Origin of the sequence: Dialister invisus DSM 15470, assembly GCF_000160055.1 — a bacterium.
Lineage (GTDB): Bacteria > Bacillota > Negativicutes > Veillonellales > Dialisteraceae > Dialister > Dialister invisus.
In genome coordinates, this window is record NZ_GG698602.1 from 1,744,014 (window position 1) to 1,768,740 (window position 24,727).

Below are 24,727 nucleotides of genomic sequence, written 5' to 3' on the forward strand. Positions count from 1 at the left end.
ACGTATTTTTGTTTGAATAGACAGAAGAGTTATCTTCCCTTGCATAGAAGACCGTGTTTACTGCGGTGTTTTTTATTGATTCGGGAGAGGCTTTCATCGAGAAAATGCGAAATGTTTCTTGAAAAATCTGCTTTTTTATCGGCTGTGTGGTAAAATATAAAGAAGTGTTGATTCTTTACAAAGACACTGAATTATAAGATAAGAGGAATTTTTATGAACGAGAATACAGATATAGGAGATGCAGCCGTTTTGACACTGCCTGTCGTAGCTCTTCGCGATATCATTGTTTTTCCCCATATGACAGTGAACCTGGATATCGGGAGAAAAGAATCTATTGAAGCCGTCCGCGCCGCAGGCCGCAGTGACCGGTATCTTGCTATGATCATGCAGCGTGATGGAAAAGTGGAAGTACCGCAGGAAGAAGATCTCTACTCCTTTGGCACCGTTGTAAAAGTAAAACAAATGCTCCAGCTGCCCGGCGGCCTCATCCGCATACAGGCGGAAGGGATTTCCCGCATTCGTGTTCACAGCGTCCTGCGAAAAGAAAACTGCTTGGTGTCTCAGGTGGAGGATGTGCCGGAAATCGAGCCGTCGGACGCGCTTCGTGGGGAAGCATACAGAAGGGCCCTTTTGAAATCCTTCTTTGAATGGATTCACAATGCCCAGCAGAATCTTTCGGATGAGCAGATGGAGCAGCTGAAAGCTTCCGACACGCCGGGATACACCGCTGATTTCATTTCTACACAAATGCCTATCAGCCCTGCAAGACGGCAGGCTGTTCTGGAAGAAAACGACGTTATGGAAAGACTTGTTCTTATTCGCCGGTTTCTTGATGAAGAAATACAAATCGGCCGTCTGGAGGCGGAAATAAACGGGGAAGTGCGGAGCCGTATGGAAAAGGAGCAGCGCGATTACTACCTCCGGCAGAAAATAAAGAGCATCCACGACCGCCTCGGCGACGAGATTTCTCAGGATGCGGAAGCGGAAGAATACAGGCAGAAACTCGAAAAAAGCGGAATTCCTGATGAATATAAAAAGAAACTGGAAAAAGAAATCGCCCATTTAGCCACTATGCCGCCCATGATGGCGGAAACCACTGTGGCAAGAAACTATCTGGAATGGATATTTTCCCTGCCGTGGAAAGAGGAAAGCAAAGACCTTCTCGATTTGAAAAAAGCGGCGAAACTTTTGGATGAAGACCACTACGGCCTTGCAAAAATTAAGGAACGTATCCTTGAGTATCTTGCCGTCCGTATCCTTGCTCCGGAAGCAAAGGCGCCTATCATTTGCTTTGTGGGACCGCCCGGTGTCGGTAAGACCAGCTTTGCCCGCTCTATTGCCCGTGCGCTGGATAAAAAATTCGCCCGTATTTCTCTGGGCGGTATCCATGATGAAGCTGAAATCCGCGGGCACCGCCGCACCTACATCGGTTCCATGCCGGGGCGCTTCATCGAAGCCATTGCCCATGCAAAAACAAAAAACCCCCTTCTTCTTCTGGATGAAATCGATAAAGTGGGCTCCGATTTTCGCGGCGATCCCGCTTCGGCGCTCTTGGAAGCGCTCGATCCGGAACAAAACAAAGCTTTCCACGATAATTACATTGATATCCCCTTCGATTTGTCAAAAGTGTTTTTCGTGGCCACGGCGAACACCGTTTCCACCATTCCGGCGGCACTCCTTGATCGTATGGAACTCATCGAGCTCTCGGGATATACGGAAGAAGAAAAAGTACAGATTGCAAAAAAATACCTCATACCGCGGCAGCGTGAAAGAAACGGGCTGAAAACCGCAGATCTTCATTTTACGGATGCCCTCCTGCGGAAAATCATCAGAAGTTATACCCGGGAAGCAGGCGTCCGTGAACTGGAACGGACCATCGGCGCCCTCTGCCGCAAGGTGGGGAAGAAAATCGTTCTTGCCGATAAAACAATTCCCCCGCTTTTTGCCAAGACACTGGAGGAATATTTGGGACCTGTAAAATTCCTGCCCCTTGCCGAAGAACATGAGTCGCAGGTAGGACGTGTCAACGGTCTTGCATGGACAGCGGCAGGCGGTGAAGTTCTCGACACCGAAGCAATCACCATCAAAGGAAAGGGGAATCTGATCCTTACGGGCCAACTGGGCGATGTCATGAAAGAATCGGCAGAAACCGCATATACTTATATCCGCAGCCGTGCTAAAGAATTAGGGCTTGTGGAAAATTTCTATGAAACGCTGGATACCCATATCCATCTTCCCGAAGGCGCTGTGCCGAAAGACGGACCTTCCGCGGGGATTACCATGGCCACTGCGATGGCATCCGCCTACACCGGACGGAAAGTCAGAGGCGATACCGCCATGACAGGCGAAATTACCCTCACAGGCGAAGTCCTTCCCATCGGCGGAGTGAAAGAGAAAGTTCTTGCCGCCAGCCAATTCGGGATCAGGCAGATCCTGCTTCCTGAAAAGAATAAAAGAGATATGGAAGAAATACCGCAGTCCGTAAGAAAAAAATTGGAATTTATCTACGTGAAAAATGTGGATGATGTCTTGGCGCATGCCTTGATGAAATAGAGGAACGGACATGGCTGAAATCAAAGACAAGAAAAAGTTTCACATCTTCTCTGCCGCCTATATAGGGTCAACGGTGAAGACAGGGGAATATGGCAGAAAAAAAGAAATCGCTTTTATCGGGCGGTCAAATGTGGGAAAATCTTCTCTCATCAACTCTTTAAGTGGTATGAGAAAGCTTGCCTACGTCAGCCGTGAACCGGGAAAAACGAGAACCATCAACTACTACGCTGTACAATCCAGAAGAGATACAGGCAGTGGAGAAGAACGGCAGGAGTGGTACCTTGTCGACCTGCCCGGTTATGGTTTTGCGAAAACAAGCCAGGCGAATCGTGATTCCTGGAGCGGTTTTATTGACGAATACATCAGGAATTCGGAGAATCTCGTCATGGTAGGGCTTCTTGTGGATTTGAGGCATCCCGGTCTTCCCATCGATCTGAAAGCTTACGAATGGCTGAAAAAAATTGCGCCGGGCCTCCAAATCATCGGGACAAAAGCCGATAAAACAGGGAAAAATGAAATGAACAAAAATCTCCGCATATTGGAGAAAACCTTTCCTGCGGACACAGCTCCCCTTGCCTACTCATCACTGTCCGGCACGGGGCGGGATAAGCTCCTGGCACTCATTGAAGAAAAAATCTGCAGGTGACCTATGAAAAAAATTATTTTTGCGGCACTCTGTTTCCTTTCTTTCAGCCTGACAGCTGCCGCCTACAATACCTATGCGCCGAACTCCTGGGATACTGTAAAAAAAGAAGCCTGGGACTATCAGGCCGTTTACGACCTTTGTGAAAAAGGCCGCGCACCGGACTATGACAGAAACTTTTTCGACAGGGGAAGCCTTACAAGGTATGAACTTGCCTCCGTTCTGAAAAATATTCTCGAAGCGGAGAAAAAGGGCAGTACCCTTACAGACGAAGAGAGGAAGAAACTTGCCCATCTGAAAAAAGAATACATCCGTGAACTGGATGCGCTCGGGTACAGTGATGAAAAAGAAAAGAAAGAGCCCATTATTGAAATCAGCGGTGATGCCAGAGTTCGCTGGACAAAAGGCGAAGAAAACGATGCCCGTATCCGTACCGGCGCAAAATGGAATATAGGGAACTCTACCTATATTCAGGGACAGGGAAGTATTAACTCATAAGAGATAAAAAGACAGTGGTGGAATGCCACTGTTTTTTCGTGTCTTTGGCTGCCAGTCATTAGTATAAACTGTGAGCAGGAAAAAGCTATAAGCCGGGGATTGGATGGGAGAAACCGGAAGATATAAGCCTGTCTGCTAAGCGTCATCTTGAGCCGTACGAAAGATCTGCGGTCGTGGTAAGGGAATCGGTGAGTGTGTAAGAAAAAGTCTGTAAATATGAATCGGTAAGACTCCATCAGAGTCATAGATTCTTCACTCTGTGCCACTGTCCCATTTTCCGTTTTTCTCACAAAGCATTCTTGCCCCGTTTAGAATGACAGCGGACGGTAAGGTGTCATCCTGAACGAATGTGAAGGATCTGCTGCCGTGATGAGAAAGACGGAAATCAGGTTCTCTCTTATCATTTGATTCACTATGATATGCGAGTATCCTCCGCCACTGACGTGGTTTCATCCTTTACAAGCAAGGAAACGTCTTGTCTGCCATATTTAAAAGTATTTAACACGAATCGGTGTTTAGAAAAAGAGGTTCTAAGAGGAAGAATAGGGAAATAAAAAAGCCCTGTTGTTTGACAGGGGGCTTTCGATGTATCACCGTACATTTTGTGGCGGAATCTTTATACCTATTTGCCAATAGCCGCTTTCCGCTATTTATTCACCGCTTCGTTCAGCTTTTCGAAGTAGAAGTGCATATTGGCTGTGAGGTCGTCGCTTTCTGTGAGAAGGGCGCCGCCTACGAGGAAGATGGCATCCGGACCGTAGACTTGTACCATTTTTTTAAAAAGCTGCCATTTCATGCCGCCGCTGGGAACAGGGAAGATAGAGCGGAGCCCGCCCATTTCTGTTTCCGTACCGTCGCAGATTTTCCGGCATACTTCTTCGGTGAAAGGAAAGCGTCCGCCGAAGCTGGTGAATATGGCGGCATCGGCGCCTGCCAGGCGGCTGAACTGGCCGTAGCAGCAGAAGGGGGAAATGCCGGAATCCGCACTGAGGACAAGAGGGCCGGAGAAACAGGGGTGGAGGAAGATGGGCAGATGGAAGTCGGGAGCGGAGGAGAGTTCTCTGATGATGGAGAGCCCCAAAAGCCCCGGAGCTGCCATGATGCCGCCGGCGCCTAATTCCTGCGCGGTCATGGCACGTTCAAGAAATTCCATGCTGTCTGCGGTACAGTTCGCAATGTAAAGGGAGCGGCCTCCTGTTTTTGCATTGGCGTTATTCACGCTGTCTACGCAGGCTTTTACTCTGTCTTTGAAAGGAGCGTAGGATTGATTGAAGAGGCTGTGGTCGTCTTTAATGAGCGGACAGCCGCCAAGGGCAAGTTTATAGGCGGTTTCTCCGAAGTCTTTTGCACTTCTTCCGAGAGGTTTCAGTGCCGACATGAGAATGGGGCCTTTTTCAATACCGCAAAGCTCACGGATACCCTGCCGCCCGAATTTCGGACCGGGATAGTGGCGGTACATGCTGTCGGGAAGCTCAAAGGACATAAGGCGGATGCCCGGCTGGAGGCTTGTATTTCCGAAGAGCATGTTCATGAGTTCTGTCATTTCTCCTTCGACGGTGTCGGGACTGTAGGAGATGATGGCGTAGTAGGAGCCGGGGTCCGCTTTTTTCAGGTCTTCAATCTGGCCGATGACGGAGTCTTCAATCCAGGTGTTTACAAAGAGTTCGTCAGGGCATTCTACGGTTTGTTCCACAGCGATGCCGCGGGCGATTTTTTTCGCTTCGGCATAGTCGTCTGCCGCGATTCGATAGGTGGCGGTAAAGCGGGAGGAATGTCTCAATGCGTCATTTAATTCGTTAAAGAGTTCACTTTCAAAAAAAGGGTTTGATGCCATTCAATATACCTGCTTTCCTTAGTTCTTTTTGATTTCGCGGGATACTTCCGGGCGGCTTTTCTCAATTTTCTCTGTGCTTCCTGTGTCACCGGAAAGCCAGTAGAGGGGCCTGTTTTTTGATTCTTCATAAATGCGTCCTATATATTCGCCGATGATGCCGAGGCCTACAAGGTTGACGGCGCCAAAGAAAGAAACGAGGATGGTGAGGGTTGTCCAACCGGGAACGACGGCGCCTGTGAGGTAGGCGTAAAGAACATGAAGTATCAGGATGATGCCTGCGATACCTGCAAAGATGCCTGCGTAAAAAGCGGCACGAAGGGGGGTGGTAGAGTTGGTGAGGATACCATCTACGGCAAAGTGGAGCATTTTCCTCATGTTAAATTTGGATACGCCTGCATGCCTTGCCGGCGCCTCAAATTTGACGCTGGCGGTTTTAAATCCAAGCCCGCCCACGATGCCGCGGATGAAGCGGCTGTGTTCACGGAACTTAAGGAAAACGTCCAGTGCTTTTCTGTCCATGAGACGGAAGTCGGAACCTCCTGGAAGGACAGGGGTCTTTGAAATGGAATTGATCATGGTGTAGTATCCCGCAGAGGTGATTTTCTTTATGGGTCCTGCGTCTTCAGTGGCGGTACGCACGGTCTGGACGATGTCATATCCTTCTTTCCATTTTCCGATGAGTGTGGGGATAAGGGCGGGAGGATGCTGCATATCGCCATCCATGGTGATGACAGCGTCGCCGCGGGCGAAGTCCATGCCGCAGGTAATGGCGATTTGGTGCCCAAAGTTGCGTGCAAAGGTAAGCGCTCGTACATGAGGGTCTTTTTCCGCAAGACCGCAGATAAGTTCATTGGTGCGGTCGTGAGAGCCGTCGTCCACATAAATCAGTTCATAGGCCATACCCGTTTCTTCCATGACACGGGTGACGGCATCGTGAAAAAAAATGACATTGTCTTCCTCGTTGTACACCGGGGTGACGATAGAAATCATAGGATAACTCCTTTTACATACAATACAGATGGTACTATTATAGCACAGCATGCTTTTTGAAGAGGCGGAAGTCTCCGCAGCACTTTTTGACTTGGCATGTATGTTCCGGGCGCGGCAGATGAATAAAGGAGTGGCGTCCCCTTGTGGCTATAGAATAGAATGCAGATTTCTGCCGATATATTTTCCTTGAAAAAATGTAAATGACAATTTTTGCTTAAGGGAAACAAAAAAGAACATGCCGATCGGGGCATGTCCAGGTATTTCATGAAATATTTTTATTGCGGGAGCAATCAGTTTCTTGCGTGGCCGGAATTAACGATAGCGATTCTATAGTCGCGGCCGCTTTGGGTATTTACGTCAGAAGCGCTTACATTATAGGTTTTTTCTTTGATTTGCGGGGCTTCCTCCGGCTTTGCCGCTGTTTCGTCATAGACGGGATGTCCGTATTTGTCCTGGTTGGCGAGGGCGATGCGGTAGTCGCGATGGTCAGCGTGGGCGATGCCTGCAATGGTGAGTGCCGCTGCGGACAGAAAAGCGATTTTTACCAATGTTTTCATAAATAGCCTCCTTATTTTATAACCGGGAATTTCATCCCATAATTTGTAACTTAATTATATAATAGTTCTCCCGTTTGTGTCACGTGCGAATAAATGTGTATATTAAAACCCCCCTTCCGGGGAAGAAGGGGGGAGGGTATGGGAGTACCCTTTTTAGAGAGAGGTGAATCATAAAATAAAATCAATAATGGAGTAAAGTATGAAAAATAATGGAGTAAAGAATGAACATAAAATCAATACGTGTAGAAGAACGGATCAGCTATGGCTTTTCCCATCCCTGCACTTCATGATCTTTGTGATGCCAGCCATGTTTGGGAGTATATTTCTCATGTCTGGATACATCGCTGTCATGTTTCTTGAGCAGATAGGGACAGCTATCATCTGTACGGCTCTCATGTTTCGACACCTTTTTGCCATGTCCGGCCGGCGGGAAGCGGTTATTATCGGGGTCTTTCATCGGCTTCCATCCGTCCTTTCCATGCCTTTCCCGAGATTCGGGGCTGTCATTGCAGAGCCGCCATTCTTCTTCTGCATCACCTCCTTTCATGGGTTGATGATCAGACTTCTTTATACAGGGAGACTCTTGCTTTTGGGAAAAAATCTTCCTTTCCGGGACAGCAGGTGTTCCTGATTGGAACAGAGAGAGTCGGTAATCCCGCATTTGCGGTGGTTCTTCCGCCGCAGCTGTGTTGCCGGAGAGGGAAAAGGCTCCGGTGGAAATTGTAAGCCCGATCACGAAAAGAATTGCATGGTTTTTGATAGTCCTCATTTAAGGCTTTTCCTCATTTCTGTACGGCCGGAGGGATGTTGCCTTCCACCGGTGGTACTTTTGACTGAGTATCCGGCATGTCCTTTTTGTTATTTTCCGGAGTTTTCTTCGTAGAGTCTTTTTTTGGCATCTGTTTTTCTTTTGATTTTTCTTTCGACGTATTATCCGGGGCTGGATTTTTCTTTTCATCCGCTTTATCTTGCTTATCAGGCGTTTCTTCTTTGATAATCCGGATATCTTGGACATCTTTTCCCGGCTGATTCATTTGTTTGTCTGTATCCTGCCGGATGCCGTTTTTCTGCTGGGGCAGGTCAAGGAAAAAAGCCTGTGAAGGATGTATCATCAGGAATGTGGCACTGATTGAGAGACAGGAAGCCACGATAAGTGCTGCTTTTGTATGTTTTTTCATAATTTAGAATTCTCCTTTGCAACAATATTTATGAATGGAATAGCTATATATAAAATCAGCCCGGGCCAGACATTTCCGGAAATGCCCGATATCCGGGCAGATGAGCCGATTTTATCCTTCCATGGGAAGGTACTTTTTGCTGCTCTGTTTTTAGGGGCGCCTGTCTGGAGGCGATATTCTTTCATGATGTTCTGTCTTTCCGGGCGGCAGGGAACGATTTCCTCCGGGAGGAGGAGTCTTTCCCTTATTTTCCAAATGCTCGGAAATCTGCCCGCGGTTATCCCATGTCCACTGGCGGTAAGCCGCAATATCATTGATAATGAAAGATACAATGGTCACCATGAGTGAAAGGACTGCCAGGACTATGGATACGACTATCTTATTCATTGTATTTACCATCCTTTTCTGAATCGTCTGCCTGCGGCATAGAACCGGACGGAGAATCTTGCTTTCTGTTCAGCTTCTTGCTTTTATGAAACTTTCTGCCCAATGTCCCCATGAAGAAGATGGAAAGACTGGCAAAACATCCGGTTGCCCCCAGACCGACCATGGTCAGCGGGTGGAGTCCCGGTAAGGGATCCGCATCCATAATGGGAGTAAAATGCATAGATAATAGATAAATGGTGAGCAGCGTGGCCGCGAAAAGGAATATGGACAGAACTGCGCAAAGGGTAAAAAACGCTTTGGCAAGGACAGATGCTGTTGCACTGGCAGCGTCCGGAATGTGAGGGCTGACTTCATTCCATGTCTGCTGCATCTTTTGCTGTGCTTTGTCGGCCAGGTATTCTGCATTGTCAGAAATTTTTTCCATTTTCGTTTTTTCGCTGACGATGCCTTCGGATTGGTAAGATGCATAAATATCTTCCGGGTGCCCCAGTTCTGCTGCAATCTGCGCATCAGACAGACCCCGTTCTCTGGCTTCTGTGAAATGGGCTTTGTAATCGGATAGAATTTCTTCCACATCCTCTGGTTTTACCTTACGGAAGTAGTACCGCAGAAGATCTAAAAACTCTCTCTCATTCATTAGGTTCTCCTCCTTCGGTGAGAAGCATATTGACTGCTTTTGTAAAATCAGACCACTCTCTTACCGATTCGATATATTCAGTACGGCCGGCCTCGGTAATTTTATAATACTTTCTCGGCGGTCCGTTATGAGATTCGGCCAGGTAGGTATCTACAAGGCCGTCTTTTTTAAAACGGTTCAGCAAAGGGTAGATAGTTCCTTCTGACATTTCTATATATTTGGAAATCTCGCTGACGAGTTCATATCCATAGAAATCCCTCCTACGCAGCATGGACAAAACAACGATTTCCATGACGCCCTTTTTCAGCTGAATGTTCATAGTCCTTCCTTTCAGATGGAAATATATTAGTAACACATTTCCGGAAGAATTAACTTCGGGTTATGAATACTATAACACACGATACTCTGTAATGCAAGGTACTGAATGATATTGAATATGAAACGTGCGGTAAAATCAGAGGAAATTAAGATTTTGACGTTCTGTGATATTGAATGATTCCGGATTTCCATAGCTCCGATATTGATAAAGTGGAGAATGGAAAGTACACGGCTTTGAATGTAAAATAGTGTGAACGATGCGCCGCATCTGCGAAAGTGTGAAGGACTTGCCAGTCATGACTTTTGGCCGCAGTGCAGGAAGGCGGTTGTGAAATGGGGGCTGTGAAAATATTTTTGTTTGAAATAAAATCGATGGTTGACAGAAGTGTTTGAAGTCTGTATGATAGCTTTAATTTAAAAATGAAAAGCGATGAACGGAAAAAAGTCATGTTTCTGAGATAACAGAGAGTCGGTGGCAGGTGGAAACCGGTATGAAGGATATGTCGAACTCTTCCGCAAGCTCCTCGTTGAATCAAGTAGATGGAGGCGTCATCCACGTTACGGACAGGAGCCATAAGTATAATGCAGGGTGGTACCGCGATGAATTCGCCCCTGTCCGATTTATTCGGGCAGGGTTTTATATTACCCGGAGGCAGAGTGATAAATGCAAGGTGGTACAGCGCTATGCGCCCTTGTCTGAGTATTTCAGGCGGGGCGCTTTTATTTTACTTATGGTCATGAGTGATAAATCAGGGTGGTACCGCGCGGGAGCGCCTCTGCATGGATATTTTCCATGGAAGCGTTTTTTTATTTTCAAATCAGGAGGTCAAAATGAATTTCAGTAAAGCAATGAAAGCAGCAGTAATCATTTTTACAGGCGCAATAGCAGCGGCAGGTCTTACTGCCTGCGGCGGGATAAAGACAGCGGCTGATTCTCCGTCAAAGGGCGGCGTGAAGATCGGATTCATCGCGGCGCTTACCGGCGGGGCAGCGGCATACGGCAAGTCCCAAGAGGAAGGAATCCGTATGGCTGTAGAAGAAATCAATCAGAAAGGGGCGATACCGATTGAGCTCTTTGTGGAGGACTCCAAAGGGTCTCCGTCCGATGCCATGAATGTGACAAAGCGGTTAATCCAAAAGAAGGCGGCGGTGATTATCGGGCCGATGACATCAAATGAGGCAAAGGCGGCAGGACCGATTATGCAAAATGCTAAAATTCCCTCGTTGGAAATATCGGTTACTGCGGAAGGAATTACGGAAATTGGCGATTATATTTTCAGAAATTCCGTACCCGAGTCGATGAATATTCCCCAGACGGCAAAAAAGACGCACCGTCTTTTAGGGTACGAGACGGCGGCGATTCTCTATGCCCATGATAATGAACAGCATGTAACGGCGCAGAAATATTTCCGAAAGACGCTGGAAGAGGAAGGAGTCAAGATTGTGGATGTGGAAACCTTCGGCAGCAAGGACAGCGAGTATTCTGCCCAGCTGACGAATATAGAGAACGCAAAACCGGACGTGGTTATTGTGTGCAGTTATTATCAAGAAGGGGTGCGGATTTTAAAAAAGATGCGTGAGATGGGAATGAACCAGCCTGTCCTTGGGGATAATGGCTTTGTTTCTCCCGAATTGGGGAAGATGGCGGGCGCCGCCGCGGATAATGTGTATGTGTCATCTATGTGGTCAGCGGCAAGAGATACGGCGGCAACGAAGACGTTTGTGGAGAATTATACGAAGAAGTACGGGCATGCACCTGACCAGTTTGCCGCCGCCGCTTATGACGGCGTGTACATGGCGATGGATGCGGTACAGCGGGCCGGTTCCGTGACAGATACAAGGAAGATTCGTGATGCCATGGCGGAGATGAAGGGGTTTAACGGTGTCTGCGGTACATTCAGCTTTGACGACAAACGTGATCCTGTAGTGGATCTGGTTCTGCTGAAAATGGAAGACGGTGTGTTCTTGGCGGTCGGGAAACAATCATCATGAAAATAGTTTCCTGCGGGTAATCCGATGCAGATTCGAACTGAAGATACAGGGGATCTGCAGGGGTGGTTTTTGGTTTGTTTTTCTCTATGGTATACTGAAAAACGAGAATTTCTACTATAGTTAGGAGGTATTATGGGAATTTTAAGAATAGTTTGTCTTCTTGTTTTTTCTCTGCTTCTGTCACTTGGGAATGCATCGGCGGCGGGGTGGACGGCAGGGCCCGGTCTTACTCCTTCGGATGATTTTCCTTTATTTAAAACGGTGGAAAAACGGCTCGGGCTGAGTACGGCGAAAATTCCGCACAGCGGGAAAGAGCTCCCAATAGAATTGCGCGTATTCTTTAATGAAGAAATGGACAGGGTGGCAGAGCGGTACCTGCAGGCTTTGAATAAGGAAAGCAGCCATCGCCTGTCCGGCTGGATGGACTGGCAGGCCGGCACGGTAAAACCTTATGTGAGTGTGGTGCTTTTGGAAACGATGACCTATGAAGGAGGGGCGCATCCTCTGAATTATGTAAAAGGAATTACTCTAAACGCCACGGGAAAGGTGGTGACGCTTGCCGATCTGAAGACGGCCATGCCTTCTCTTTCCGTAGAAGCGCTTCGGGATGCGGCAGCCAGGGAATGCACAGCCCGGCACATTTCTACAGAAGAGGCGGAGAAAATCACAGAATTCCCGAAAGAATTCTATATAGGGAATAACGGCCATTTGTATTTCATTTTCCAACAGTATGATATCGCACCCTATTCGGAGGGGTGGATCATGGCGGATATGGGGTTATTTCCTTTCTGACGCTGTAGGGGGGTAAAGGAATCGCCTGCAGAGGATTCGTTTCTTTTTTACGTCGGTGCTATAATCAGAGTGATTCCCGTAGATGTACGTGGAATTAATAAACTTTTATTTGAGGAGGAAGTATGAAAAAAACAGCAATGCTTTTGACAGCGTGTCTTTTGGCCGCTTCTTGTATGATAATCCATGCGGAAGAACCGTTTCATCGTTCCATCACCGTGACGGGGATGGGCACAGTGACGGCAAAAAATGACATGGCTACGGTGAATTTATCTGTACAAACGATGGCCCGCGATGCCAAAGCAGCTGCCCGTGACAACGCGGATATCATGACGGCGGTGCGAAGCGCAGTTCTTGGAGCTGGCGCGACGGCGGATCATATCGAAACGATGGGGTATAATCTGTATCCGAACAACCAGTATGATGACAAAGGCCGTATGAAATCTACCGTATATGAAGCGGATAACCGTATGAAGATTGTCCTCCATAATTTGGATCAGACGGGCAAGGTAATGGACGCGGCGATTAACGCGGGTGCGAACCATATCGACAGTGTGATATTTTCTGTGAGGAATGAACAGGAATACAGGGATGAAGCTCTCCGCCGCGCGGTGGCCGATGCGAAACGGAAAGCGGACGTTATTGCAAAGACTCTTGGCCGGCCGGTAGTGAACATCATTTCTGTCGGCGAAAACCATACGGAGATCATGCCGCGGTATGCCATGAGTATGAAAGCAGCCGGTGACAGCATGGCGGAAAATGCGGCAACTCCCATGGAAGCGGGAACAGCAGATTTTGAAAGTCATGTGACAGTGGTTTTTGAGATTGTGTGATTTTTACTTCTAATATAATTCCTATATAATAATGTGAAAAATAGACTGTAAGAACCCCGGGGGAAGGCTCTCGGGTTTCTTACTGGATTTTACAGATTTTCCCTTGCACCAAAGCTACATTTTTGATATAATCAATGTGTCGGGAAGTACCCGGCTTTTTTAAGTGCTTTTTATTGACTGCCATATCTGCTTATGCTATACTGTGTAAGCATGTTGCAATGGCGAAAGCCGAGAAGAGATTTGAGTGAGGTGTAAAGAATGCGTGAAGGAATTACTCTTGCATGCCCGGAATGCAAGCGCCGCAATTATCGTACAAACAAGAACAAAAAGAATAATGCAGAACGTATCGAAATGATGAAATACTGCAAATGGTGCCATAAACATACCCTGCATAAAGAAACGAAATAATTTAGTTTTAGAATGAGGGTGTGAGGATGGCGAAGCGTAAACAACCGACCAAAAGAGAGGTTGCAGAAGAAAACAAGAGTGCCTGGACCCGTTTTTTCCGTGAAACAAAAATGGAAATGAGAAAAGTCATCTGGCCGACAAAACATGAGATGGTGCGTTACACCATTGCAGTTCTCGTATCGGTCGTTCTTGTGTCTCTTCTGATTATCGTAGTGGACTTCATATTCATGCAGCTCTCCAAAGTTTTGATTCATACTGTAGGATGAAAGGAGAGAACATATGCCGGATAGGGAAGCTAAGAAAAAAACAGAGATAAAAAAATCCGCGGTCAGTGCACCGGTTGAAATCGGCAAACCGAAGGAAGGTTCTGAAAAGGACATCCGCTGGTATGTCATTCATACGTATTCCGGCTATGAAAATAAGGTTAAGGATACGCTTACCCGGAAAGTGCACTCTATGGGAATGGATGATACAATTATCCAGATTCTCCTTCCCATGCATGACGAGGAAGAAGTAAAAGACGGCGAAAAAAAGGTTGTATCGAGGAAAGTGTTCCCCGGATACCTTTTGATCCAGATGGAAGTCAATGACAGAAGCTGGTACGTCGTAAGAAATACGCCCGGCGTTACAGGCTTTGTCGGTACGACGACGAAACCGATCCCTCTTTCTGATGAAGAGGCCAAACGTATTATTGAGGGCAAGGATAAAAAACAAACTGCCAAGACAGATGCTAAAGTGGGCGATACCATTAAGATCACCCGCGGACCGTTCGCCGACCGCAGCGCTGTGGTGCTGGACGTGTCTGATGACAGAAGCAAGATTAAAGCTGATATCAGTAATTTCGGCACAACGACAACTATAGAGTTAGAGGTAGGTTATTTCGACCTCCTCCATAAATAACTCTGTGAGACTGTCTTGTACTTGGCTTGTCTCACAAGTGGGAGGGCCCGTTACAGCCCGAAAACCACATTCCACATAACGGAAAAGGAGGTGTAACAACATGGCAAAGAAAATTACTAAAATGGTAAAACTGCAGGTTCCCGCAGGTAAAGCCACACCGGCTCCGCCGGTAGGTCCGGCCCTCGGCCAGGCAGGCGTGAACATTATGTCTTTCGTAAAGGATTTTAATGACCGTACTGCCAAGCAGGCCGGCCTTATCATCCCTGTAGAAATTACCGTTTATGAAGACAGAAGCTTTACATTTATTTGTAAAACTCCGCCGGCAGCCGTTCTTTTAAAGAAGGCGGCAGGCCTTGAAAAAGCTTCCGGTGAGCCGAACAAAAATAAAGTCGGTAAAGTCACCAGGGCACAGGTTAAGGAAATCGCTGAAACAAAGATGCCCGACCTGAATGCCAACACAGTGGAAGCAGCAATGCGCCTTGTAGAAGGCACAGCCCGTTCTATGGGCATCGAAGTAACAGACTGATGACTGTCAGTGGCAGGATATTTATCCGATGACCACGAAGGAGGAAACAATGGCAAAATTGACAAAGAAACAAAAAGCAACCGCAGCCATCGTTGACAGTCATAAGTTCTATGATGTTGACGAAGCTGTTAAGCTCTTAAAAGAAGCGGCAACTGCAAAATTTGACGAAACTGTCGAACTTGCGTTCAATCTGAACATCAACCCGAAGTATGCTGACCAGCAGCTCCGCGGCGCAACGGTTCTTCCCCATGGTACAGGTAAATCCAAGAAAGTTCTCGTATTTGCCAAAGACCAGAAGGAAGAGGATGCCAAAGCGGCCGGCGCCGACTATGTAGGCGGAAAAGAACTGGCGGACAAAATTGCCCAGGGCTGGATGGATTTTGATGTAGTTGTAGCAACACCGGACATGATGGCAGTTATCGGCCGTCTTGGCCGCGTACTGGGACCGAAAGGACTCATGCCTAACCCGAAGGACGGCACTGTAACAACAGATGTCACCAAAGCTGTCAACGAAATCAAAGGCGGCAAGGTGCAGTACCGTACCGATAAAGCGGGCAATGTACAGGTTATTATCGGCAAAGCGTCTTTTGATGCTGATAAGATCAAAGAAAACCTTGTAACTATTTACAACACCATTCTGAAAGCACGCCCGACGACTGTCAAGGGACAGTATATGAAGAGTCTGACTCTTTCATCTACAATGGGACCCGGCATTCATATTGACATGTCCACAGTGGCGGCACCGAAAGCTGAATAATTTTATTATTTACACTTAGCTTAAGACCGGCGGTATCCATAATGGGCGAAAGCCCGCCTCCCGAGGCTGAGTACTGTAATGACAGTACACGACCTCGCGACGTAAAGCGGGGTCGTTTTAGCTAATGTGATAAATATAATAAGGGCGCGGCACCGCGTTCTGAACAATTCTATAAGCAGAGGAGGTGTACTATGAGCGAAGGAAAATATGAAGTAACGGTTCGGCCGGAAAAGGCTGCTGTTGTTGAAGAAATGAAAGAACAGCTGTCTTCCCAGGGCGTGGTACTCGTTGCTTACAACAAACTCGATGTGAAGACGGCTATGCAGCTCCGCCGCACATTCCTGAAGCATGGCGTGCAGTACAAAGTTATTAAGAATACTTTGACCCGTATCGCTGCCAATGATATCGGGATCCATGATCTTGATGATCTGCTCCAGGGACCGAACGGCCTGGCTACCTGCAAGGAAGATCCCGTAGCACCGGCAGCGGCGCTGAAAGAATTCCTGAAAGAAACAAAGAGTGAAGCCGTTGCAATTAAAGCCGGCGTTCTTGACGGAAAAGTCATCGATCCGAAAGCTGTAAAAGCCCTGGCGGATCTGCCGTCCAAGGAACAGCTCCTTGGTATGGTCGCATCTGCATTGCTGGCACCGATTACCGGTCTGGCGTGTGCATTGAACGGCAATATCCAGAACCTTGCATATGCTCTCGAAGCAGTGCGTAAACAGAAAGAAAGCGCATAAGCGCCTAAAAATTTATTCCATTGGAGGAACTAAAAATGACACATGAAGAAATCCTTAACGCAATCAGCGAAATGTCTGTTCTCGAATTGAGCGAACTCGTAAAAGCAATTGAAGAAAAATTCGGCGTATCCGCGGCAGCACCGGTAGCAGTAGCAGCAGCGGCCCCGGCAGCAGGCGCAGCAGCAGCTGAAGAAAAGAGCGAATTTGACGTAATCCTGAAAGAAGCAGGCGCTCAGAAGATTCAGGTTATTAAAGCTGTTCGTGAAATCACAGCTCTGGGCCTGAAAGAAGCCAAAGCTCTCGTCGACGGCGCTCCGAAAGAAGTAAAGACCGGCGTAGCTAAGGCTGAAGCTGAAGAAATTAAGAAGAAGCTTGAAGAAGCAGGCGCAACGGTAGAATTGAAATAATCTAAAAGACCGTGGGACATACTATAAATACAGATGTTCCGCGGTCTTTTTTTATGCTATTGATACTGTTTTGATACTATTGTGTCCTATATCATTTAATTTAGCAGTTAATTCCTCTTGCTTAGACGGGTATAAATGGGAGTAGGTTTGAAGAGTCGTTTTAATATCTTCATGTCCTAAACGCTCTTTTATAAGTAAGGGAGAAAAACCCATTTCAATTAATAGGCTTGCGTGGCTATGGCGCAGATCATGAATTCGTATCTGTTCTACACCCGAAAGCTTGCATCCTAATTTCATATGGCGGAAAAGCCAAAATTTAGTACAAGGAAATATGCGTTCATTCTGCTTAATATATGGCGAGCGGTTAATATAATCGGTGAGCATATCCACAATGAATTGTGGAAGCAGGATGACTCTATTTCCTTTTTCTGTTTTTGGTGATGTTATGATGTCTTTTTTATGCAGGCGTGAATATGTTTTATTAATACGTATACTTTTTTCTCTTTCATAAAAATCTGCCAGAGTGAGTGCTAATAATTCTCCGGATCGCATTCCTGTATAAAATAGCAGGTTAAAGATGAGATATTCCGTACTATCCGCCGGAAAAGATGAAATAAATCGGGTAAACTGTTCAATCGTCCAAAACTTCATCGTATGCGCCCGTGTTTTCCCTATACTGCCCGCCAGCTTAGCCGGATTAGATGGGAGCCTGTAATAGGTGACTGCATAATTAAAAATAGCGGAAAGCTGCACATGAAGCACCTTAACATATGTGGGGGAATATTTTCTTTGTAGCCCTTTTGTGATATAAGTTGCCTGTAATATTTGATTTTGCCATGCCCTTATATCTGCAGGGGTAATTTTGTTAATGGGCATATTTCCAAAATAAGGGAGTATATGCTATTTTAAATAGCGGCTCTCTTGTGGTGATTGTTGTTTCCTTGACTCTCGCCTTGCCGTCCTTTTGGTATAGATCATAAAGAGAGGAGAAAAGCATATCGGGTGAGCCTTGCTGTTTAACAAGAAATTCCCGTTCATATTCTAAGGCGTCTTTTTGGCGTTTAAATCCACGCCTGAGGTGTCTTTTCCGTGTACCTGTCCAGTCGGTAAAGTAAAACGACGCATACCAGGTATTTTTTGTTTTCTCTTTATAAGCCGGCATAATGTAAAATCACCTTACTAAAAAATATCTTTCAAACCATAATGCGTTTAAATCGTTTTTCAGGCCGTTTTGTTTTTGCTTTTGATAAATTACTTATGGAGAATATACAGAGAGGGTCTGTGGGAATTCTGGGAAGTCCACAAGGGGGTTACTGCCATTGCCAAAAGTGGCAACGGCAGCAATATAAATGGTGTTAATCCTGTTTATCCTCTGTATTTTCAATACCTATTAATTCATCGACTGATATATTCAAAACATTTGCCATTTTATCAAGAATAGTAAGGGGCGGCTTAGTTCCTTTATTCTCATAACTCATATATGTGGTGTACTTAATACCGATTGAATCCGCAAATTCTTTAGCAGATTTAAAGCCTGCTAATAATCGGTACTTTTTTAGGTTATCAGAAAATGTCATCTTTATACCTCCTTAGATTATTCATTTTGATAATATCATTAAATCATTTTTTAGGCTGTTTTGTTTTTGCTGCAAATTTTTCAATGCGCTTTATTTCTTTTTTTAACCATTCGTAGTATTGAGCTATAAACTGCCCTCTGTTCGAAAAATTTATATTTACTGAACTAATTATAGTAGACAATTTTTTTATTAGTGGATTGTCTAAATAACTTGGATAATCAGCATTATATAAATCTTCATCAAAACATGTTTCATGTAAAAATATTGTATTTATTACTATATCTTGTTTTAGTTTTGTTGATAGTTGATCACTTAAGGATTCGCATAATATTTGGTTATATGGTTCTCTAACTTCATCATCGGATGAAGCATCAAAAAAAATACTTTTAAAGGGAATTCTTGGATTTACCTTGATGGATATATACCCATCTTCAAAGTACTGACAATATGCTTTTAAGTTTTCTTCAATCTTAAGCGATGGGGAAAAATAAGAAAGTTCACTCAAAAATGTATAAGCCATTTCTTCTTGATACTCATTAAATATTGAGGGAATTGTTTTTTTTATTTTTATTTTACTAATTATTTTTATTGTTAGGTTACTAACGTCAAACGGAGAAAAGCATAATTCTGTAATTGGTATATTCTCCATTTCAGCCATTTGATGCAGCCGTTCAATGTTTGGGATTACTTTCCCACTTTCCCAACCTGATACGCTTCCTTTAGTAGCATTAAAAATTTTTCCGAATTCTTCCATTGAAAGCCCTAATTTATACCGTAATATCTTTATTTTAAGTCCTAAATGTTCTTTATTAATAAATTTATTTTTTATCATATATTGAACCTCCGAATATATTATAAATGAAAGTTTAATAAGGTTCAACAAAAAACTTGCGTTCAATAAAGTTTAATGATAAAATATGTTTAATAAAGTTTGAAGAGAGGAGGTGTAGAAATGAAGTTAGTTAAATTAATAGGCTATAGAAGTATGGCGCTATGTAGTCAAAATGATATCGCGCAAGTATTGGGGGTGTCGTATCCAACATATAACGCAAAGGAAAACGGAAAAAATGCATTCACAGACAAAGAGAAAAAAATTATTAGAGATTTTCTTTCGGAACGTCTAGGGCGTAAGTTTACTATTGATGAATTATTTTTCTAGAGGAATAAGAGTATGGAACACACAAGAAAAGCCCCTATGGATACGGGAATATCCACAGAGGCAAGAGGAGTTATAAACCCCACCACAGGTTTTAGCCCTCAAACACATTTTATCATAAAAAGCCGATATATTACAGCCCATGAGATAGCGGAAGATTGCGGTATAGCCAAAAGCACCGCCTATACCTTGATACGGGCGATGAACGCAGAACTTAGGGAGATGGGGAAGATCACCATCTCAGGCAAGGTTCCCCGCGCATTTTATGAATTTAAAACATACGGAGGCGGACAATGATAGTAGATATTTTAAGGAATATAGGGGCAATAGGAAACATAAATGCGGCAAAAAAGGAGACGTTGATTTCCTTATCAGGGCTTGATGATAGAACACTAAGACAAGCCATAGAGGACGAACGGAAAGCGGGGAATCTGATTTGCTCCACTACCGGGCATAACGGCGGGTATTACTTGCCCTCGTCCATTGTGGACGTGAGAGCTTACGTAAAAGAGCAGGAAAACCGTATGAAGTCGCAAGCGGTAGCTCTTGCGCCGTTCAAGGAACACATAAGAAAGGCGGGAGAAAATGAAAGTATTGTTTGATAATATACCGCCGGAAATGAAAGCGATTAATAATTGGGTATGCTGGAAGTTCCAAAAGCGGGGCGGGAAGAATACAAAAATACCCTACAATCCCAAGACGGGCGGCATGGCCAAGTCAAACAGTCCTGAAACATGGGCAAGCTTTGACACGGCGGTAAATGCCTTTTCCGGCGGTACTTATGACGGAATAGGCTTTGAACTGGGAAGTTCTCCGTTTGTGGGGATAGATATTGACTACTGCATAGAGGGCGGAGTGGTAAACAAAGAAGCGCAGAAGATTATAGACGATTTCGCGAGCTATACAGAACTTAGCCCGTCATGCAAGGGGATTCACATTATCGTAAAGGCAGATATTGCAGACGGCAGAGGCAGGCGAAAGGGGAATATAGAAATCTATCCGGCGGGGCGTTTCTTCACGGTGACTGGAAATGTAATTCCCGGCTATAAAAAAATATCCACAGAGGGAAAAGCCTTGCAAGCGCTTATCGCCATTGTGGACGCTAAAACGCCATTGCAGGAATTACCGCAGAATCCCCTTATAGACCCGCCGGAAATGCTGGATAGTGAATTGATTAATAAGATCAGGCAGAGCGGGCAGGGGGCAAAATTTGAAGCCTTGTATGACCGTGGAGATTTATCCGCATATGGTGGTGATGATTCAGCGGCAGACCAAGCGCTGATGAATATATTAGCGTGGTGGACGAACGGTGACATGCTCGCAATGGAACGTATGTTTACATCTTCAGCGTTAGGAAAACGGGAGAAGTGGGCAAACCGTCAGGATTACAGGGATAGAACTATTCAAGAGGCCATCAGAGGCATGAATGGAAACGGTTATGATCCTGTAAAGTATAAGGAACAAAAACAGCTGAACAAGATGAAAATAGATGCAGAAAACCCTTATGTTTTCAAAAGTATGGAGTGGCCGGCTACTACAATAGACAGTAATGGAAATATCCGACCGATTACCGCCTCATGGAAAAATTTGTCGTACCTGCTGGAACGTATGGGCGTCACTGTCAAATATAACCGGGTAAATAAAAAAGTTGAGATTAACGGGCTGAATATTTCAAAATGCAGTAATGAGGCCGTGGCATTGCTATTGCTGGGGATTGCTCATGAAAACGGGTTAAAAATCAGTAAGGATAATACATTTTCTTTTTTGGCCGCGATTGCCGATATGAATCAATACAGCCCCGTTTGTGATTTTCTGGAAGAAGCGCAAAAGGCCTATGATGGCAAACAAGATTACATCCGTGACATGTGGGCGAATTTTGAACTTGATCCGGAGAGCGGGCAAGACCCGGATTTCTGTTTTTTCCTGTTTAAGCTATGGCTCATTTCAGCGGTACGAATGGCCTTTAATAAGGGAGCAGAAGCCGCACAAGGAGTTTTAGTGCTTGTTGGTGCTCAGGGCATAGGAAAGACAAGATTTTTATATATGCTGCTGCCGTTTAAGGAATGGGGAGCAGAGGGCGTATCTATAGATCCACAGGTTAAAGATGATGTTATAAAGTCCACTGGATTTTGGATTGTGGAGCTGGGAGAATTTGGCGAAACGCTAAAAAAGGAAAAGCTGGACAGATTGAAACAGTTCTTCACAGCAAGTCGTGATATTTACAGGAAGCCATTCCACAGAGAGCCAGTAGACGAACCGCGCAGGACGGTTTTTATCGGAACGGTAAACGGTGATGGATTTTTAAAAGATCGTACAGGTGACCGGCGGTACTGGGTAATTGCCGTAAAAGCCATCGGAAATAATCCTGTAGATTTAACACAGTTCTGGGGGCAGGTTATGCATCTGGCCTTTGTGAAGAAAGAAAGGCACTATCTGAATACGGAAGAAATTCAAAAGCTAAATAGGCAAAATGAACCGTTTAAAAAGATAACCAGTGAAGAAGAGGCTATCCGAAACAGGCTTGACTGGGATAGCCCGCCGGAAGGCTGGAGATGGATAACACCCACAGAACTATGCGATGAAATAGGGCTCAATATAGCAAGGAATGCTTTAATGGGTAAGGCATTGCGGACTATGGCGGATCAGGATGAAAGAATAAAGCTAAACCGAACTGAAAGATCAATGGAATACTTTTTGCCGAAAGTTAGATCACGATATATTTTTTGTGAATAACCATTATGTAGGTGATGTAGGTAGTATGTAGGTGTTTTTTGAGAGCCTACATGCCTGAATTTCTTAGATTTTATCTGGCTTTATGGGTTATTAATGTAGGTGATGTAGGTGTTTTTTATACTTAGAGGAAATTATATAGGTATGTAGGTGTGTACGGTATATATCCTTACTATAGCTATGAGTTGCAAATTTTGCCTACAGCCTACATGAAACGACAGAAAAGAACGGTAAATACTGGCGATTTCAGGGATGTAGGCTAATATGTAGGTGAACTTAGCTACAGGAAATTATGAAATCAATCAAATTGTGGATATGATGAAAGGAACGGGAAAAGATATGATAAATGCTGATAAATTCAACTTACTTAGGGATATTATGGATAGAATTTCAAAAATAGAACGCGTGACAGGATGGTTTAATGCTACGGACCCCGAGGAGCGTGTTTATTTAGGCGCTGAATATATGTCAGACAGAATGGTAATTCACAAGGGACAATTACAGCAGGACATAATAAAAGCTCTTGAAGATGAAATAGAAAGGCTTGAACATCTGGCGGAACAGTTAAAGGGGGAATTATGATGCTGGAAATAAAGAATGAAATAGAACTTATTACCGCCGGAATAACAACGGATCAATATCAGAATGTCGCAAGTCTTTCGATATGGGGAGGAAAAAGGCCTACCATTGCTGAAAGTACAAGCTATATCGCGGGACTTATTCTTTCCCGCTTAGCCACCTTATCCGACGATGAAGATAACCACGAAACTACCCACAGCAAGGCCATAAATCTATACGGTGCTAAGATTGCGGAAAAGTATGCGGAACGGTTATATGATGAACTTGAACGGAGTAACGCGGATAAAAAGAGGATGATTAACGATGATTTATTTTCGGCATCTGTGGACGTTAGCGATATATCATACCGGCTGGGTTATTATCAGGCCCTTATAGATCGTACTATTTACCACATCCGTGATTGAAGTTTTGTAATAAACCTACCACGATAAATAATATAGCCCTTGCCGGTTATTCTGTGATTTCCGGCGGGGCTTTTCATTTTCTGCTTTTTCGGAGGCATTAAGCAAGAGAAAATGTTGTCAAAAGTTGACTTTTTATTTAGGTGTTGAGGAATGTTGAGGCTTAAATATTTCTTTGTTAATAAATGTTAAGATTTACTATATTAAGAAAAATTAAAGAGGACCCGCCGAATTGCGGTCCCGAGCCGTGAAATTCCGAAACATACCCGCCATAGTATTTAAGAAAAGGATATACAAAGGTTGTGCAAAGGTTATCCAAAATGAGGAAGGTAATCCGATAAGATGATTAGTATGGGCGTAAACATAAAAAAAATAAACACATCCCTTTTATCCACAGAAAGCATTGATGAAAGCTGGGATAGGTGCCGCCGGAAAATTGATATATAAAGAATATGTACCGCCGGAAATTGTTTACTTCCGATAACGATAATTTATCGGAAGTAATCGGCACCTAAATTGCATAAATGGATTTGATTTTGCATAAATATATCAGAAAACACGAATAAAATTGTATATTCCTGTTCATTTTTCATACTTTTTATATAGTCTTTTTTATGCACAGAAAATGTATAAATGATGACATTTATTGTGAGAAAGAAAATTTTAGGTGCTACTAAATACGTTAAAGGAGAGGATGGAACATATTATAATGGATATTATCTCAAGACTTGAAGATGTGAAACAGGAAAGGCGCAAAATGAAGCGATTGATGGAAAGATGGGAACAGGTGAGTAAATGCATAAGTAGCCCATCAAGCGCTATTCTGGGGGATAAAGTCCAAACTAATAGGCGGCTTTTGTATTTCCGGCGGTACTTAACTGCTTAATGGACCACCCCCGGATCAAAAATGTTTTGACCGGATGCGACAGTACCGTGTGCATTCTCTTTTGTGAAAAAAGTTCGGGAAATGGACATTACATTAAACTCATGTGTTGAAATGTCAAGTATGCTCAAATAGCAATATTAAAAAGAAAGATATACATACATGGACGGGCGTCCAGCCAAATATTATCAGAAAGGTATATAATCTTTTGATACTATTTTGATACTATAAAAATTTGCCTACATCAAAATAGAAAAAACTAATACAAGATAGAGTAATACTAATAAAATACTACATACAACTGATGGTATAAAACAAAGTTACGTATAGAATTGAAATAATCATTTTATCAGCATTGAAGATGGGACTCTGAAAAGGGTCTCATTTTTTTATGCCTTTTTAGGGGCTTATCAAGAACGGTATTCGTGAACCGCTATGACAGGTTTTTGAGGTT

General features: G+C 44.5%; 31 protein-coding genes and 1 other annotated feature. Of the genes, 19 read left to right on the plus strand and 12 right to left on the minus strand.

The features are described 5' to 3' along the window. Nucleotides 1-213: 213 nt before the first annotated feature. Genes lon through GCWU000321_RS08400 form a run of 3 tightly spaced genes read left to right on the plus strand, consistent with a single transcriptional unit; the run spans nucleotide 214 to nucleotide 3,694 of the window. Nucleotides 214-2,553 (plus strand): endopeptidase La, encoded by a 2,340-nt coding sequence (lon, locus tag GCWU000321_RS08390; protein WP_007070799.1) that lies wholly within the window; start codon nucleotides 214-216, stop codon nucleotides 2,551-2,553. Between the two features lie 10 nt (nucleotides 2,554-2,563). Further along, the gene (yihA, locus tag GCWU000321_RS08395) at nucleotides 2,564-3,199 is read left to right on the plus strand and encodes a ribosome biogenesis GTP-binding protein YihA/YsxC (protein ID WP_007070800.1); all 636 of its coding nucleotides are present in this window, start codon (nucleotides 2,564-2,566) and stop codon (nucleotides 3,197-3,199) included. Between the two features lie 3 nt (nucleotides 3,200-3,202). Continuing rightward, nucleotides 3,203-3,694 carry a hypothetical protein gene (locus GCWU000321_RS08400; protein ID WP_007070801.1) on the plus strand — a complete coding sequence of 164 codons (492 nt, stop codon included), beginning with the start codon at nucleotides 3,203-3,205 and terminating at the stop codon, nucleotides 3,692-3,694. A 646-nt stretch (nucleotides 3,695-4,340) separates the two neighbouring features. Here the strand turns inward: GCWU000321_RS08400 and GCWU000321_RS08405 are convergent. From GCWU000321_RS08405 to GCWU000321_RS08445, 8 genes are all read right to left on the minus strand, one after another. Continuing rightward, nucleotides 4,341-5,528 carry a RuBisCO large subunit C-terminal-like domain-containing protein gene (locus GCWU000321_RS08405; RefSeq protein ID WP_007070802.1) on the minus strand — a complete coding sequence of 396 codons (1,188 nt, stop codon included), beginning with the start codon at nucleotides 5,526-5,528 and terminating at the stop codon, nucleotides 4,341-4,343. A gap of 18 nt (nucleotides 5,529-5,546) precedes the next feature. Next, entirely contained in the window at nucleotides 5,547-6,518 is a 972-nt protein-coding gene (locus tag GCWU000321_RS08410) for a glycosyltransferase family 2 protein (RefSeq protein ID WP_007070803.1), read from the minus strand. 290 nt (nucleotides 6,519-6,808) lie between these two features. Next, entirely contained in the window at nucleotides 6,809-7,075 is a 267-nt protein-coding gene (locus GCWU000321_RS08415; RefSeq protein WP_007070805.1) for a hypothetical protein, read from the minus strand. Between the two features lie 259 nt (nucleotides 7,076-7,334). Then, nucleotides 7,335-7,844: a hypothetical protein gene (locus GCWU000321_RS08420; protein ID WP_007070806.1), complete on the minus strand. Its 510-nt coding sequence runs from the start codon at nucleotides 7,842-7,844 to the stop codon at nucleotides 7,335-7,337. A 13-nt stretch (nucleotides 7,845-7,857) separates the two neighbouring features. Next, entirely contained in the window at nucleotides 7,858-8,253 is a 396-nt protein-coding gene (locus GCWU000321_RS08425; RefSeq protein WP_007070807.1) for a hypothetical protein, read from the minus strand. A 150-nt stretch (nucleotides 8,254-8,403) separates the two neighbouring features. Further along, nucleotides 8,404-8,640: a hypothetical protein gene (locus GCWU000321_RS08435; protein ID WP_022026699.1), complete on the minus strand. Its 237-nt coding sequence runs from the start codon at nucleotides 8,638-8,640 to the stop codon at nucleotides 8,404-8,406. Beyond that, complete coding sequence (locus tag GCWU000321_RS09275) at nucleotides 8,633-9,277, minus strand: DUF1700 domain-containing protein (protein ID WP_007070809.1); 645 nt, start codon at nucleotides 9,275-9,277, stop codon at nucleotides 8,633-8,635. Before GCWU000321_RS09275 ends, GCWU000321_RS08435 begins: the two co-directional genes overlap by 8 nt. Next, complete coding sequence (locus tag GCWU000321_RS08445) at nucleotides 9,270-9,596, minus strand: PadR family transcriptional regulator (RefSeq protein WP_007070810.1); 327 nt, start codon at nucleotides 9,594-9,596, stop codon at nucleotides 9,270-9,272. The genes GCWU000321_RS09275 and GCWU000321_RS08445 overlap by 8 nt, the downstream gene beginning before the upstream one ends. 420 nt (nucleotides 9,597-10,016) lie before the next feature. After that, nucleotides 10,017-10,212 (plus strand) — a binding site (T-box leader). A 214-nt stretch (nucleotides 10,213-10,426) separates the two neighbouring features. Between GCWU000321_RS08445 and GCWU000321_RS08455 the strand changes: the two genes are divergently transcribed. From GCWU000321_RS08455 to rplL, 10 genes are all read left to right on the plus strand, one after another. Further along, nucleotides 10,427-11,587, plus strand: a complete 1,161-nt coding sequence (locus GCWU000321_RS08455; protein ID WP_007070811.1) for an ABC transporter substrate-binding protein — start codon at nucleotides 10,427-10,429, stop codon at nucleotides 11,585-11,587. A gap of 132 nt (nucleotides 11,588-11,719) precedes the next feature. Beyond that, complete coding sequence (locus tag GCWU000321_RS08460) at nucleotides 11,720-12,379, plus strand: RsiV family protein (protein WP_007070812.1); 660 nt, start codon at nucleotides 11,720-11,722, stop codon at nucleotides 12,377-12,379. Between the two features lie 122 nt (nucleotides 12,380-12,501). After that, nucleotides 12,502-13,209, plus strand: a complete 708-nt coding sequence (locus GCWU000321_RS08465) for an SIMPL domain-containing protein (RefSeq protein WP_007070813.1) — start codon at nucleotides 12,502-12,504, stop codon at nucleotides 13,207-13,209. Nucleotides 13,210-13,467: 258 nt separating this feature from the next. After that, the gene (rpmG, locus tag GCWU000321_RS08470) at nucleotides 13,468-13,617 is read left to right on the plus strand and encodes a 50S ribosomal protein L33 (RefSeq protein ID WP_007070814.1); all 150 of its coding nucleotides are present in this window, start codon (nucleotides 13,468-13,470) and stop codon (nucleotides 13,615-13,617) included. 26 nt (nucleotides 13,618-13,643) lie between these two features. Continuing rightward, nucleotides 13,644-13,883: a preprotein translocase subunit SecE gene (gene secE / locus GCWU000321_RS08475; protein ID WP_007070815.1), complete on the plus strand. Its 240-nt coding sequence runs from the start codon at nucleotides 13,644-13,646 to the stop codon at nucleotides 13,881-13,883. 13 nt (nucleotides 13,884-13,896) lie between these two features. After that, nucleotides 13,897-14,517 carry a transcription termination/antitermination protein NusG gene (gene nusG / locus GCWU000321_RS08480; protein WP_007070816.1) on the plus strand — a complete coding sequence of 207 codons (621 nt, stop codon included), beginning with the start codon at nucleotides 13,897-13,899 and terminating at the stop codon, nucleotides 14,515-14,517. Between the two features lie 100 nt (nucleotides 14,518-14,617). Further along, entirely contained in the window at nucleotides 14,618-15,043 is a 426-nt protein-coding gene (rplK, locus tag GCWU000321_RS08485; protein ID WP_007070817.1) for a 50S ribosomal protein L11, read from the plus strand. A 49-nt stretch (nucleotides 15,044-15,092) separates the two neighbouring features. Then, entirely contained in the window at nucleotides 15,093-15,800 is a 708-nt protein-coding gene (gene rplA, locus GCWU000321_RS08490; RefSeq protein WP_022026694.1) for a 50S ribosomal protein L1, read from the plus strand. A 191-nt stretch (nucleotides 15,801-15,991) separates the two neighbouring features. Continuing rightward, nucleotides 15,992-16,540, plus strand: coding sequence for a 50S ribosomal protein L10 (rplJ, locus tag GCWU000321_RS08495; protein WP_007070820.1), 549 nt, complete (start codon nucleotides 15,992-15,994; stop codon nucleotides 16,538-16,540). 35 nt (nucleotides 16,541-16,575) lie between these two features. Next, nucleotides 16,576-16,947 (plus strand): 50S ribosomal protein L7/L12, encoded by a 372-nt coding sequence (gene rplL, locus GCWU000321_RS08500; protein ID WP_007070821.1) that lies wholly within the window; start codon nucleotides 16,576-16,578, stop codon nucleotides 16,945-16,947. A 51-nt stretch (nucleotides 16,948-16,998) separates the two neighbouring features. On the opposite strand, the gene GCWU000321_RS08505 is transcribed toward rplL, so the two are convergent. From GCWU000321_RS08505 to GCWU000321_RS09285, 4 genes are all read right to left on the minus strand, one after another. After that, nucleotides 16,999-17,844, minus strand: a complete 846-nt coding sequence (locus tag GCWU000321_RS08505) for a tyrosine-type recombinase/integrase (protein WP_277352343.1) — start codon at nucleotides 17,842-17,844, stop codon at nucleotides 16,999-17,001. Then, entirely contained in the window at nucleotides 17,813-18,109 is a 297-nt protein-coding gene (locus tag GCWU000321_RS09900) for an Arm DNA-binding domain-containing protein (RefSeq protein WP_007070823.1), read from the minus strand. Before GCWU000321_RS09900 ends, GCWU000321_RS08505 begins: the two co-directional genes overlap by 32 nt. A 193-nt stretch (nucleotides 18,110-18,302) precedes the next feature. Further along, entirely contained in the window at nucleotides 18,303-18,524 is a 222-nt protein-coding gene (locus GCWU000321_RS08510) for a helix-turn-helix domain-containing protein (RefSeq protein WP_007070824.1), read from the minus strand. Between the two features lie 43 nt (nucleotides 18,525-18,567). Next, the gene (locus tag GCWU000321_RS09285) at nucleotides 18,568-19,356 is read right to left on the minus strand and encodes a helix-turn-helix transcriptional regulator (RefSeq protein ID WP_007070825.1); all 789 of its coding nucleotides are present in this window, start codon (nucleotides 19,354-19,356) and stop codon (nucleotides 18,568-18,570) included. Between the two features lie 120 nt (nucleotides 19,357-19,476). On the opposite strand from GCWU000321_RS09285, the gene GCWU000321_RS08520 reads away from it, so the two are divergent. The 6 genes from GCWU000321_RS08520 (at nucleotide 19,477) to GCWU000321_RS08545 (ending at nucleotide 23,393) form a co-directional block, all read left to right on the plus strand. Then, the gene (locus GCWU000321_RS08520; protein WP_007070826.1) at nucleotides 19,477-19,683 is read left to right on the plus strand and encodes a hypothetical protein; all 207 of its coding nucleotides are present in this window, start codon (nucleotides 19,477-19,479) and stop codon (nucleotides 19,681-19,683) included. A gap of 12 nt (nucleotides 19,684-19,695) precedes the next feature. Further along, on the plus strand, nucleotides 19,696-19,977 hold the full coding sequence (locus GCWU000321_RS09755) for a hypothetical protein (RefSeq protein WP_007070827.1): 282 nt from the start codon (nucleotides 19,696-19,698) through the stop codon (nucleotides 19,975-19,977). After that, on the plus strand, nucleotides 19,974-20,282 hold the full coding sequence (locus GCWU000321_RS08530; RefSeq protein ID WP_007070828.1) for a hypothetical protein: 309 nt from the start codon (nucleotides 19,974-19,976) through the stop codon (nucleotides 20,280-20,282). The genes GCWU000321_RS09755 and GCWU000321_RS08530 overlap by 4 nt, the downstream gene beginning before the upstream one ends. After that, complete coding sequence (locus GCWU000321_RS09290) at nucleotides 20,266-22,413, plus strand: phage NrS-1 polymerase family protein (protein ID WP_007070829.1); 2,148 nt, start codon at nucleotides 20,266-20,268, stop codon at nucleotides 22,411-22,413. The genes GCWU000321_RS08530 and GCWU000321_RS09290 overlap by 17 nt, the downstream gene beginning before the upstream one ends. A 267-nt stretch (nucleotides 22,414-22,680) precedes the next feature. Beyond that, entirely contained in the window at nucleotides 22,681-22,992 is a 312-nt protein-coding gene (locus GCWU000321_RS08540; RefSeq protein ID WP_007070830.1) for a hypothetical protein, read from the plus strand. Then, a complete protein-coding gene (locus GCWU000321_RS08545; RefSeq protein ID WP_007070831.1) occupies nucleotides 22,989-23,393 on the plus strand; it encodes a hypothetical protein in 405 nt (134 codons plus the stop codon). Before GCWU000321_RS08540 ends, GCWU000321_RS08545 begins: the two co-directional genes overlap by 4 nt. Nucleotides 23,394-24,727: the final 1,334 nt, after the last annotated feature.

Bases quoted from the DNA above. Each gene is read 5' to 3' on its own strand.
- GCWU000321_RS08400 (WP_007070801.1), top strand. From the start codon at position 3,203: ATGAAAAAAATTATTTTTGCGGCACTCTGTTTCCTTTCTTTCAGCCTG.
- GCWU000321_RS08425 (WP_007070807.1), bottom strand. From the start codon at position 8,253: ATGAAAAAACATACAAAAGCAGCACTTATCGTGGCTTCCTGTCTCTCA.
- GCWU000321_RS08465 (WP_007070813.1), top strand. From the start codon at position 12,502: ATGAAAAAAACAGCAATGCTTTTGACAGCGTGTCTTTTGGCCGCTTCT.
- GCWU000321_RS09290 (WP_007070829.1), top strand. From the start codon at position 20,266: ATGAAAGTATTGTTTGATAATATACCGCCGGAAATGAAAGCGATTAAT.
- lon (WP_007070799.1), top strand. From the start codon at position 214: ATGAACGAGAATACAGATATAGGAGATGCAGCCGTTTTGACACTGCCT.
- GCWU000321_RS08545 (WP_007070831.1), top strand. From the start codon at position 22,989: ATGATGCTGGAAATAAAGAATGAAATAGAACTTATTACCGCCGGAATA.
- rpmG (WP_007070814.1), top strand. From the start codon at position 13,468: ATGCGTGAAGGAATTACTCTTGCATGCCCGGAATGCAAGCGCCGCAAT.
- rplK (WP_007070817.1), top strand. From the start codon at position 14,618: ATGGCAAAGAAAATTACTAAAATGGTAAAACTGCAGGTTCCCGCAGGT.
- GCWU000321_RS08420 (WP_007070806.1), bottom strand. From the start codon at position 7,844: ATGAGGACTATCAAAAACCATGCAATTCTTTTCGTGATCGGGCTTACA.
- nusG (WP_007070816.1), top strand. From the start codon at position 13,897: ATGCCGGATAGGGAAGCTAAGAAAAAAACAGAGATAAAAAAATCCGCG.
- GCWU000321_RS08460 (WP_007070812.1), top strand. From the start codon at position 11,720: ATGGGAATTTTAAGAATAGTTTGTCTTCTTGTTTTTTCTCTGCTTCTG.
- GCWU000321_RS08455 (WP_007070811.1), top strand. From the start codon at position 10,427: ATGAATTTCAGTAAAGCAATGAAAGCAGCAGTAATCATTTTTACAGGC.
- GCWU000321_RS09755 (WP_007070827.1), top strand. From the start codon at position 19,696: ATGGAACACACAAGAAAAGCCCCTATGGATACGGGAATATCCACAGAG.
- yihA (WP_007070800.1), top strand. From the start codon at position 2,564: ATGGCTGAAATCAAAGACAAGAAAAAGTTTCACATCTTCTCTGCCGCC.
- GCWU000321_RS08435 (WP_022026699.1), bottom strand. From the start codon at position 8,640: ATGAATAAGATAGTCGTATCCATAGTCCTGGCAGTCCTTTCACTCATG.
- rplA (WP_022026694.1), top strand. From the start codon at position 15,093: ATGGCAAAATTGACAAAGAAACAAAAAGCAACCGCAGCCATCGTTGAC.
- GCWU000321_RS09900 (WP_007070823.1), bottom strand. From the start codon at position 18,109: ATGCCGGCTTATAAAGAGAAAACAAAAAATACCTGGTATGCGTCGTTT.
- GCWU000321_RS08520 (WP_007070826.1), top strand. From the start codon at position 19,477: ATGAAGTTAGTTAAATTAATAGGCTATAGAAGTATGGCGCTATGTAGT.
- GCWU000321_RS09285 (WP_007070825.1), bottom strand. From the start codon at position 19,356: ATGATAAAAAATAAATTTATTAATAAAGAACATTTAGGACTTAAAATA.
- rplJ (WP_007070820.1), top strand. From the start codon at position 15,992: ATGAGCGAAGGAAAATATGAAGTAACGGTTCGGCCGGAAAAGGCTGCT.
- GCWU000321_RS09275 (WP_007070809.1), bottom strand. From the start codon at position 9,277: ATGAATGAGAGAGAGTTTTTAGATCTTCTGCGGTACTACTTCCGTAAG.
- GCWU000321_RS08445 (WP_007070810.1), bottom strand. From the start codon at position 9,596: ATGAACATTCAGCTGAAAAAGGGCGTCATGGAAATCGTTGTTTTGTCC.
- GCWU000321_RS08415 (WP_007070805.1), bottom strand. From the start codon at position 7,075: ATGAAAACATTGGTAAAAATCGCTTTTCTGTCCGCAGCGGCACTCACC.
- GCWU000321_RS08510 (WP_007070824.1), bottom strand. From the start codon at position 18,524: ATGACATTTTCTGATAACCTAAAAAAGTACCGATTATTAGCAGGCTTT.
- secE (WP_007070815.1), top strand. From the start codon at position 13,644: ATGGCGAAGCGTAAACAACCGACCAAAAGAGAGGTTGCAGAAGAAAAC.
- rplL (WP_007070821.1), top strand. From the start codon at position 16,576: ATGACACATGAAGAAATCCTTAACGCAATCAGCGAAATGTCTGTTCTC.
- GCWU000321_RS08405 (WP_007070802.1), bottom strand. From the start codon at position 5,528: ATGGCATCAAACCCTTTTTTTGAAAGTGAACTCTTTAACGAATTAAAT.
- GCWU000321_RS08530 (WP_007070828.1), top strand. From the start codon at position 19,974: ATGATAGTAGATATTTTAAGGAATATAGGGGCAATAGGAAACATAAAT.
- GCWU000321_RS08410 (WP_007070803.1), bottom strand. From the start codon at position 6,518: ATGATTTCTATCGTCACCCCGGTGTACAACGAGGAAGACAATGTCATT.